Genomic DNA, 7894 nt, shown 5'->3' with positions numbered 1-7894 from the left:
GTTCTGCCCCACATACGCCATGCCGGAGCCATCTTTATGGGCCAGCACAGCCCCGAGGCCGTCGGCGACTATTTCGCCGGTCCCAACCATGTGCTGCCCACGCTGGGTACGGCCCGCTTTTCGTCGGCCCTTTCCGTGCAGACTTTCTGCAAGCGAACCAGCATTGTGGCAACGTCTCCGGCCTTTTTGCAGCAAAACATGCAGTCCATTGCCGCCCTTGCCCGCATGGAAGGGCTCGAAGCGCACGCGCGCAGCGTAGAAGCGCGCGCCAAAAAATAATCGGGCCGACACATCAGGAGCACCCATGAAGGTTGTGGTCAAAACTGACATTACCGCCTACCCGCTGCTTTCACGCGGCAAGGTGCGCGACATCTATAATGTGGACGAAAAAACACTGCTCATCGTCACCACAGACAGAATGTCGGCCTTTGACGTGATCATGAACGAACCTATCCCCTACAAAGGGGTAATCCTGAACCAGATTACCCTGTTCTGGATGGAAAAGTTCAAGAACATTGTCCCCAACCATCTGCTGGAAAGCGATGTGAATCGTTTTCCAGACGCGCTGGCCCCCTGGAAGGACGAGCTTGAGGGCCGCGCAGTGCTTGCGCGCAAGGCAGCCCCCCTGCCCGTGGAATGCATCGTGCGCGGCTATATAACGGGGTCCGGCTGGAACGACTATCAGGCAAACGGTTCCCTTTGCGGCTACGCACTGCCCCCCGGCCTGCAAGAATCCGACAAGCTTGAGCCTGCTATCTTTACGCCTTCCACCAAGGCGGAACTGGGCAAGCACGATGAAAACCTGAGCGTGGCCGAGGCGGCCCGCCTGCTGGGTGAAGACATGGCCCGCCAGGTTGAGAAAACCGCACTGGCCCTCTATGAGGCCGGGCGCACCTATGCCGCAAGCCGCGGCATCATCGTGGCGGATACCAAATTTGAATTTGGTTTTATTGACGGCAAACTGCACCTCATTGATGAAGTTCTTACGCCCGACTCCTCGCGCTTCTGGCCTGCGGATCAGTACAAAGCCGGACAGGGGCAACCCAGCTTCGACAAACAGTATCTGCGCGACTGGCTCAAAGCGCAGCCCTGGGACATGCAGCCTCCACCGCCGCCCCTGCCTGAGGACGTCATAAAAATTACTGCGGACAAATACAAAGAAGCCTACGAAATTATTACAAAATAAATACGCTGCAACCCCGTGCAGCCAAGGCGCGGGCTTGCGGCTTTGCCGCTACCGTGCGAAGAATCATCGCCGCGGTCTGCATACACGATATGTCTGTCACGCGGCAGATACGGCTTGTTACCGGCACACCCGCCACGCCCCAGTCGCATGATGGTCAAGTGCGGCATCCTGCTTGGTCAGCCTGTTTCGTGAGCGCGGGCCTTTTGTCCCGCCCGATGCGCTCCGGCTACGCTTTTGGTTGGCCAGGGCAACGTTGCCAAACATTTTTTCATACAGCCCCCAGCCGCAACAGCGGACAGGCGGCGCAATTTACAACCGCACGCGGCCTGTCCGGCCCGTATTTTTCCTAGGAGGATCCATGCTGCTGCAAGGAAAGAAAGCTCTTATCATGGGGTTAGCCAACAACCGGAGCATCGCCTACGGCATTGCCGCTGCTCTGAAGGCTCAGGGAGCGCGCCTGGCGTTCAACTATGTGGGTGAGGCCATTAAAAAACGTGTTGAGCCTCTGAGCGAAGAGCTGGGGGGCGAGTTCACCTTCCAGTGTGATGTGTGCGATGACGCGCAGATTGAAAACGCCGCATCCGTGGTCAAAGAAAAATGGGGGGATCTGGACATTCTGATTCACTCCGTGGCTTTTGCCAACCGCGATGACCTGTGCGGCCGCTTTGTGGATACCTCACGTGACGGATTCAAGCTTGCCCTGGAAGTTTCGGCCTATTCCCTCACCGGGCTTTGCCGCGCTTTTGAGCCGCTGTTCAACGAAAATTCCTCGGTGCTTACCATGACCTATCATGGCTCCACCCAGGTCATTCCCGGCTACAATATCATGGGTGTGGCCAAGGCCGCTCTTGAAGCGTCCATGCGCTATCTGGCCTATGACCTTGGCCCCAAGGGGGTAAGGGTCAACGCCATCAGCGCAGGTCCCATAAAAACACTGGCCGCCTCGGCCGTGTCGAGTCTCAAGGATATTTTCACCATGGTGGAAAACAATTCGCCCCTGCGCCGCAACGTGACCACTGCCGACGTGGGCGGCGTGGCGGCTTTTCTGGCGTCTGATCTTGCCAACGCCGTGACCGGGCAGATCATTTACGTCGACAGCGGCTTCAGCAAGGTGGGCGTAACCGCCTGAGGATGAAATTATGGGCTACCTGACACTCAATGCCATAGCCATCACCCTGCTGTCAGCCTTGGCGCTATGGATCTTTTACCGATCTGCCAAGGTTGAAAAAAAACGCGCAGGACGGGAAAACAAAAAGGGTGAAACACCCGGGCAGGATTAAAAAATGCTGATCAAAATCTTGCTGACTGTGGTCATTGTGGGCGGCCTGTTCTGGATGCTGGTTAAAACAGGCGGCGGTCTGTGCTGAATGGACTTTCGTTTGCCACCCCTCCGGCGGAGGGGTGAAAAAAAGACGGATGCTGAAAAAACACCGCCCGAGGATAAAACCTAGGCGCACAGAGCAGCTCCACGGCATCAGCCCATAATTTTACCATTTTTTGCTTGCATTCTCTGTGGATATGCCATATACAGTTTCGGCTTTGCACGAATGCAAAACATGCGGAGAGGTGTCCGAGCTGGCCGAAGGAGCACGATTGGAAATCGTGTGTACGTTAATAGCGTACCGAGAGTTCGAATCTCTCCCTCTCCGCCATATTTCAAGGGGTTACTGGATAACAGTAGCCCCTTTTTCTTTGCCCTGATCTTTATTATGTGTGATTTTTTGTGTGATAGACTCAATTCGTGATTTCATTGACGCCCGCTTCAAATGACATGGCCCAGCCAACGGCGGGGCCGTGCAGGCAAATCTGGCTCGTCTTCAGCTTGGGCCGTAGTGACAAGACAACGGCAACTAGAGCAAATTAACTTTGAGAATGTACATTCTCAAAGTTTAAGACACGCTCGCTTCGCTGCTTAACCGCGCAAGTAAATAGCTCTGCTGTCTTCGCGGCAGTCGTTGGCGAGCCTGCGAGCCTTACGAATGGCGACAGTGGTTGTGTGGCAACAAACCGCTCGTTATATATGGTGTCTGCAAGCGTAGTTTCCCGCGTTACAACTCCTGAAGCATCCGTAACTTCCTTTGTCGTAACGGCTGAAGCTGCGCTTGCACCTTTGCGGCGGGCGACTGCTCACGCAGCCGCCAGAGCAATTTCAAAGTGAAATTGCTCTAAGCAAAAATATAATAAACGAAAATGTGAGGCGAGGCTTGCTGTTTGAAGGGCAAGCCTCGCCTCACATTTTCGGATCTAGCTGGTTTTACTGCGGCTACTTCATTTCACCGGGTACATCGGGTTTTTCAGTTCCAGCTCATTGGCAGCGTTGACAATGCCTACGCATTTATTGCTTTCATACAAGGCATAGGCACTGCAAAGCGTATGTGCAGCCTTTGTGCAGCCTTACGGTCAATTCCGTAACAAAGCATATTTACAGTGTTAATCTCAAATTTAAGTGTCACAACACTTTTAAGATGTCTACGCACAAAGGCAAAACGCCCTGGCACACATAAAAAACTCCAATTCAGGAAAAAATCAGGCACTATTTAACAACATACCGCAATACCATACCATTATTATGAATTACATGGTTCGTATCTGTGTTTCAGCACGCTTGATAATTTACAATGTTCAGGTATGGTCAGCATAAAAGCGGATATCAATTCCGAAAAAACGGGCAAATGCCAAAGAAAGGCTTTGAAAAACGGCATAACAAAACTTGGAGAGAGTCATGTTCAAAAGAATCTTTCTAGCCGTCGCACTGACTGTGGCCCTTGCTGTACCCGCCTTCGCACAAAATTCCGGTTTTTATCTGGGCCTCAAATTCATTGATTCCATCCAGAGCACTGGAAACGTCTCTACAAGCAAAGGCGCAAACCTCTTCGACACCGGCGAATACAGCCAAAATACCGTGGGGGGCGGCGCGTTTGTCGGTTACGACTTCTACCCTGCCAACGACATCCCCCTGCGTACAGAAATTGAATACGCCATCCGCACCAATTCAGAAACGGATTGGGACGGCAAGCACGGCCTGGACGCGACCCTGAAGGGCCGCTGGAACCTGCAAACCCTGTTCCTTAATCTTTATTGGGACTTCCACAATGACACCGCCTTTACGCCGTATATCGGCGGCGGGCTTGGCATGGGCTTTATTGAAAGCAGGTATAAGGTCGAAGGCCTGGGCTACAGCGGAAGCAGCACAGATTACAACACGGTATTTGCCTGGAATGCCGGAGCCGGTGTTTCCTATGCCTTTACCGACACCATCTCTGCCGATCTGGCCTACCGTTTCGTGGGCCTGAGCTATTATGAACATGAAAAGTCCTTTGGCGGTCAGAAGGCCAAGGTCGGCATGGCCCCTTATGCCAATGAATTCAGCTTGGGCGTTCGTTTTACGTTCTAGCCTTGCTGCATAAAAACATCGCTTTCCACATGGTTAAGAACGCCCCCGCTTCCGCCTGATAAACGGAAGCGGGGGCGTTCGCCCAGCTAGAGGTCTCTGCTGTCCGCATAGCTTCGGCTCCATTCAGCAGAGAATTGTAGCGAATGGCAGGGAGAGCTGAAAAGCGTTGAAAAGCGGCAGAGATCATCAGCGATCAAGGCAGTTCAGCGACCATGCAAAAGGCCCGTGGCATGCCACGGGCCTTTTGCATTATAGAGCAGATTAGCTTTGAGAATGTCCATTCTCAAAGTTTAAGGGCATGCTCATTTTTGCACTTAACATGCCAAATAAATTGCACTTATACACACAGTCGACAGAGCAGTTTCAAAGTGAAAATGCTCTGAATGCCGTCAACTTCCTTGTCTGCGACGCGCGCGTCGCCGCAGAGAGGCGCGCCATATCCACGAAAGCACCAGCCCCACGGCAATACCCACAAAAGCGTAGGTCGTGCGTGTGGCGTTGGGGGCCGCGTTGCCCCACCAGTTGGCGGAATGGCTCCATGCCGTGTGGTACAGTGTCCAGCCCAGAGCGCCCACCAGCACGAGCACGCCCATGGCGCCGCCCAGCCAGAACAGGGGGATAGGCTCCTGCCAGAAAAAGGAGGCGCGATAAAAACGCCTGCGGGCCATGCACACGGCCAGCAGCACCACGCTCACCATTCCTGCCGTAAGCCAGGAAAAACCGTTAAGCAACGCCCCGGCAATGCCAAGGCAAAGAAAAACCACTGCCATATGAAACGCGCGCGTCTGGCGTCGCTCCAGCCCGTAAGAGACAAAGAGCAGTGCCGCGCCCGAAAGGCAGCTGACAAAATGCCCAATGGCCGTCACATGGTAGGGTTCCATAATGCGCAACATGGCAAGGGCGTGCTTTCCCAGGGGCAAGGTGGATGACACCAGCAAAATAATCCCGGCAGAAAAACACATATAGGCCGCAATGGTGTGCGAAAGCACAGAAAGCCAGCGACCGGCCCCACGCAGCACCTGTCGACGCTGACGCACCTCGTAAAGCATCAGCAACAGGGCCGCGGCCAGCAGCGGAATAATGAAATAAATCAGCCGGAACAGGAGCACTGCGGCAAAAACCATCTGCTCGTGCGTGGTGTGGGTGAGGTGCAGGATGACAAGCTCGAACACCCCTACCCCTCCGGGAATATGCGTCAGCACCACTGCCACCTGGGCCATCAGATAACTCGGCAGAAAGTCGATAAAACTGACGCCCATATCTCCCGGCAGCAGCACGTACATGCAGGCTGCGGCGGCCACGATGTCCACGCCCGCCACAAGGGCCTGGGCAATGGCAATGCGCGGCGGGGGAAAAACAAATTCCTTGCCGAAAATGTGTACGGGTTTACGGATAAAGAAACACAGGGCAAGGTAGGAACAGGCTATGGCAAAAAGAATGACGCCCAGTATCCGCACGTCTTTCAAGGGCATTTTGACCAGCAGTTCGTCAGGGATAATGGGGGGCGCCACCATAAAGATGGCTCCGCACAGCCCTAGCGCTCCCACCCAGAAGGTGACCGCCAGCATAAGCACGAGCCGCACTATGTCTGTCAGCGAAAAACCCCAGGCAGAATAGAAGCGGTAACGCACGCTTGTGCCGCCAAGCAGCGCGCCAAAATTGTAGCTTACGGCCTGCCCCACAAAAGAAACCAGCCCCACGCGCGGCAGGGGAAGGCTTTTGTGGATGGCCTTGAGCGCAAGCCAGTCATAACCCACAAGGATCATGTAGTTGACCACCATGAGCAACAGGGAAAGGGCGATGCGCGTATGGGATATCTGGGAAAGGCTTTCGCGGATTTGCGCGACACTGTAGCTTTTCAACTTATGGTACAAAAGATACACTGCCAGCAAGAAAATGGCGGAGATCAGTAATGGCCCGAGATAACGCAAATATTTTTTCATAAGCTGCCGTTGTTTGAATGCGGCTGACGATCAGCTCGGTTTATAACAATTTTTTTAGCATATACGCTGCACCAGCACGGCGCAAGTGCCAACTGTGCATACCCTGCAGGTATGCGCCCAGCAGGGCTGGAATTTTTTGTTTAAAGCTTGACCGGAACCTGTGCAGTGGTTAGGGTAGAGGCGCAGTTACGGTTTTGATTCCGGTCCGCTCGGCCGGAGAGGTTTTCGGGCCTGCAAGGTGCAGCTGCCCGGTGTGTATTTTCCGGCAAAATTCACACTGTGAAAACGCCGCAAGGCCGGCATTTTTTTGGCAGCTGGCAGCGCTTAAAGCGCTTATGCGCGCCGAACCATGGTCTTCGCCGGAATACCAGATTTTTTCATAAAAACCACTTTTTGCTAAACGCATGCTCCGCTGCTTGGGCAGCGGCGTTTTTTTTGCGTTGCGAGGTTCGACATGACGAGTATTCCCATTTCCGTACAAGGCTACAAGGCGCTGGAAGAAGAATTGGCCCGCCTGAAAAGCGAGCGGCCGGAGATCATTCAGGCCATCAAGGAAGCCAGAGAAGAAGGCGACCTGCGCGAAAATGCCGGCTATGACGCCGCGCGTGAACGCCAGGGCATGGCTGAGGCCCGCATAAAGTACATTGAGTCGCGCATGGCCCTTTACCAGGTTATTGACCTTGATAAGCTCCAGGGCGACAAGGTTATCTTTGGCGCAACCGTGGAACTGGAAGATGTGGACAGCGGCGAAGCCAAGACCTACACCATTCTTGGCCCGGACGAGGCCGACCCCGGCAAGGGTTCCATCTCGTTTCTTTCGCCCGTGGGACAGGCCCTGCTTGGCCGTGAGGAAGGGGATGAAGTTTCCGTTGAAATTCCCCGTGGCCGCGTGACCTATGAAATCATCGGCATCAGCTTCAAGGGCAGCAAAAACCTCGGCTAGAGCAATGTTACGCTGATATCGCTCAGAGCGGTCGGCTGGACGGGCAAGCCTCCGCCACGGAGGCGCAGGCGCGGGATATCCGTGCGGGCAATGCCCATATGAAGGTCTTGCAGGCTTTGCGCGCGCATATTCGCAAAACCGCATGCTCCGAACCGGCAAACTATAATTTTTTTTCCAGCATCAGGGTCCAGCCCTGATCAGAGGCAGCGCACAGATTTCTGTTTCGCAGGCCACTTTTTTGAACGGATACGCCCCAGCGCGCGAGAAATTTCTCCAGCGCCTGGGGCGCTTCTGTTTTCGGCTCCGGACTGTGGCTCATTCCCCTGCCCCACCAGTTCACCAGCCCGGCCCTGTTGTCCGCCACATCAAGACCGTCCGCAGCAACCTGCCACCAGGCCCAGGGACAAACAAGGCTGTGCCGCCCGGCG

General features: G+C 54.5%; 9 protein-coding genes and 1 tRNA gene. 7 read left to right on the top strand and 3 right to left on the bottom strand.

Annotated features, from left to right (window positions below; genetic code table 11):
* From V6C07_RS04370 to V6C07_RS04345, 6 genes are all read left to right on the top strand, one after another.
* Nucleotides 1-279: histidinol dehydrogenase (locus V6C07_RS04370; protein WP_333535140.1), on the top strand; the 279-nt coding region annotated here is incomplete at its 5' end.
* A gap of 25 nt (nucleotides 280-304) precedes the next feature.
* On the top strand, nucleotides 305-1186 hold the full coding sequence (locus V6C07_RS04365; RefSeq protein WP_333535139.1) for a phosphoribosylaminoimidazolesuccinocarboxamide synthase: 882 nt from the start codon (nucleotides 305-307) through the stop codon (nucleotides 1184-1186).
* 358 nt (nucleotides 1187-1544) lie between these two features.
* Entirely contained in the window at nucleotides 1545-2315 is a 771-nt protein-coding gene (locus V6C07_RS04360) for an enoyl-ACP reductase FabI (RefSeq protein ID WP_333535138.1), read from the top strand.
* 10 nt (nucleotides 2316-2325) lie between these two features.
* On the top strand, nucleotides 2326-2466 hold the full coding sequence (locus tag V6C07_RS04355; RefSeq protein ID WP_333535137.1) for a hypothetical protein: 141 nt from the start codon (nucleotides 2326-2328) through the stop codon (nucleotides 2464-2466).
* Nucleotides 2467-2746: 280 nt separating this feature from the next.
* Nucleotides 2747-2838, top strand: a tRNA-Ser gene (locus V6C07_RS04350).
* Nucleotides 2839-3908: 1070 nt separating this feature from the next.
* A complete protein-coding gene (locus V6C07_RS04345; RefSeq protein ID WP_333535136.1) occupies nucleotides 3909-4580 on the top strand; it encodes an outer membrane protein in 672 nt (223 codons plus the stop codon).
* A 389-nt stretch (nucleotides 4581-4969) separates the two neighbouring features.
* On the opposite strand, the gene V6C07_RS04340 is transcribed toward V6C07_RS04345, so the two are convergent.
* Together V6C07_RS04340 and V6C07_RS04335 are read right to left on the bottom strand one after the other, a co-directional pair.
* Nucleotides 4970-6523 (bottom strand): lysylphosphatidylglycerol synthetase family protein, encoded by a 1554-nt coding sequence (locus V6C07_RS04340; protein ID WP_333535135.1) that lies wholly within the window; start codon nucleotides 6521-6523, stop codon nucleotides 4970-4972.
* 169 nt (nucleotides 6524-6692) lie between these two features.
* On the bottom strand, nucleotides 6693-6929 hold the full coding sequence (locus V6C07_RS04335; RefSeq protein ID WP_333535134.1) for a hypothetical protein: 237 nt from the start codon (nucleotides 6927-6929) through the stop codon (nucleotides 6693-6695).
* Between the two features lie 48 nt (nucleotides 6930-6977).
* Here V6C07_RS04335 and greA point away from each other — a divergent pair, with 48 nt between their 5' ends.
* Nucleotides 6978-7466, top strand: coding sequence for a transcription elongation factor GreA (gene greA, locus V6C07_RS04330; protein ID WP_333535133.1), 489 nt, complete (start codon nucleotides 6978-6980; stop codon nucleotides 7464-7466).
* Nucleotides 7467-7626: 160 nt separating this feature from the next.
* On the opposite strand, the gene V6C07_RS04325 is transcribed toward greA, so the two are convergent.
* Nucleotides 7627-7894 (bottom strand): hypothetical protein (locus tag V6C07_RS04325; protein WP_333535132.1); only part of this gene is annotated, 268 nt, incomplete at its 5' end.

The sequence above is a fragment of the Desulfovibrio sp. 1214_IL3152 genome, from assembly GCF_036763055.1.
Taxonomy (GTDB): Bacteria; Desulfobacterota; Desulfovibrionia; order Desulfovibrionales; family Desulfovibrionaceae; genus Desulfovibrio.
This window is presented reverse-complemented; position numbering and strand designations above follow the sequence as displayed.

Bases quoted from the DNA above. Each gene is read 5' to 3' on its own strand.
- V6C07_RS04365 (WP_333535139.1), top strand. From the start codon at position 305: ATGAAGGTTGTGGTCAAAACTGACATTACCGCCTACCCGCTGCTTTCA.
- V6C07_RS04360 (WP_333535138.1), top strand. From the start codon at position 1,545: ATGCTGCTGCAAGGAAAGAAAGCTCTTATCATGGGGTTAGCCAACAAC.
- V6C07_RS04355 (WP_333535137.1), top strand. From the start codon at position 2,326: ATGGGCTACCTGACACTCAATGCCATAGCCATCACCCTGCTGTCAGCC.
- V6C07_RS04345 (WP_333535136.1), top strand. From the start codon at position 3,909: ATGTTCAAAAGAATCTTTCTAGCCGTCGCACTGACTGTGGCCCTTGCT.
- V6C07_RS04340 (WP_333535135.1), bottom strand. From the start codon at position 6,523: ATGAAAAAATATTTGCGTTATCTCGGGCCATTACTGATCTCCGCCATT.
- V6C07_RS04335 (WP_333535134.1), bottom strand. From the start codon at position 6,929: ATGCGTTTAGCAAAAAGTGGTTTTTATGAAAAAATCTGGTATTCCGGC.
- greA (WP_333535133.1), top strand. From the start codon at position 6,978: ATGACGAGTATTCCCATTTCCGTACAAGGCTACAAGGCGCTGGAAGAA.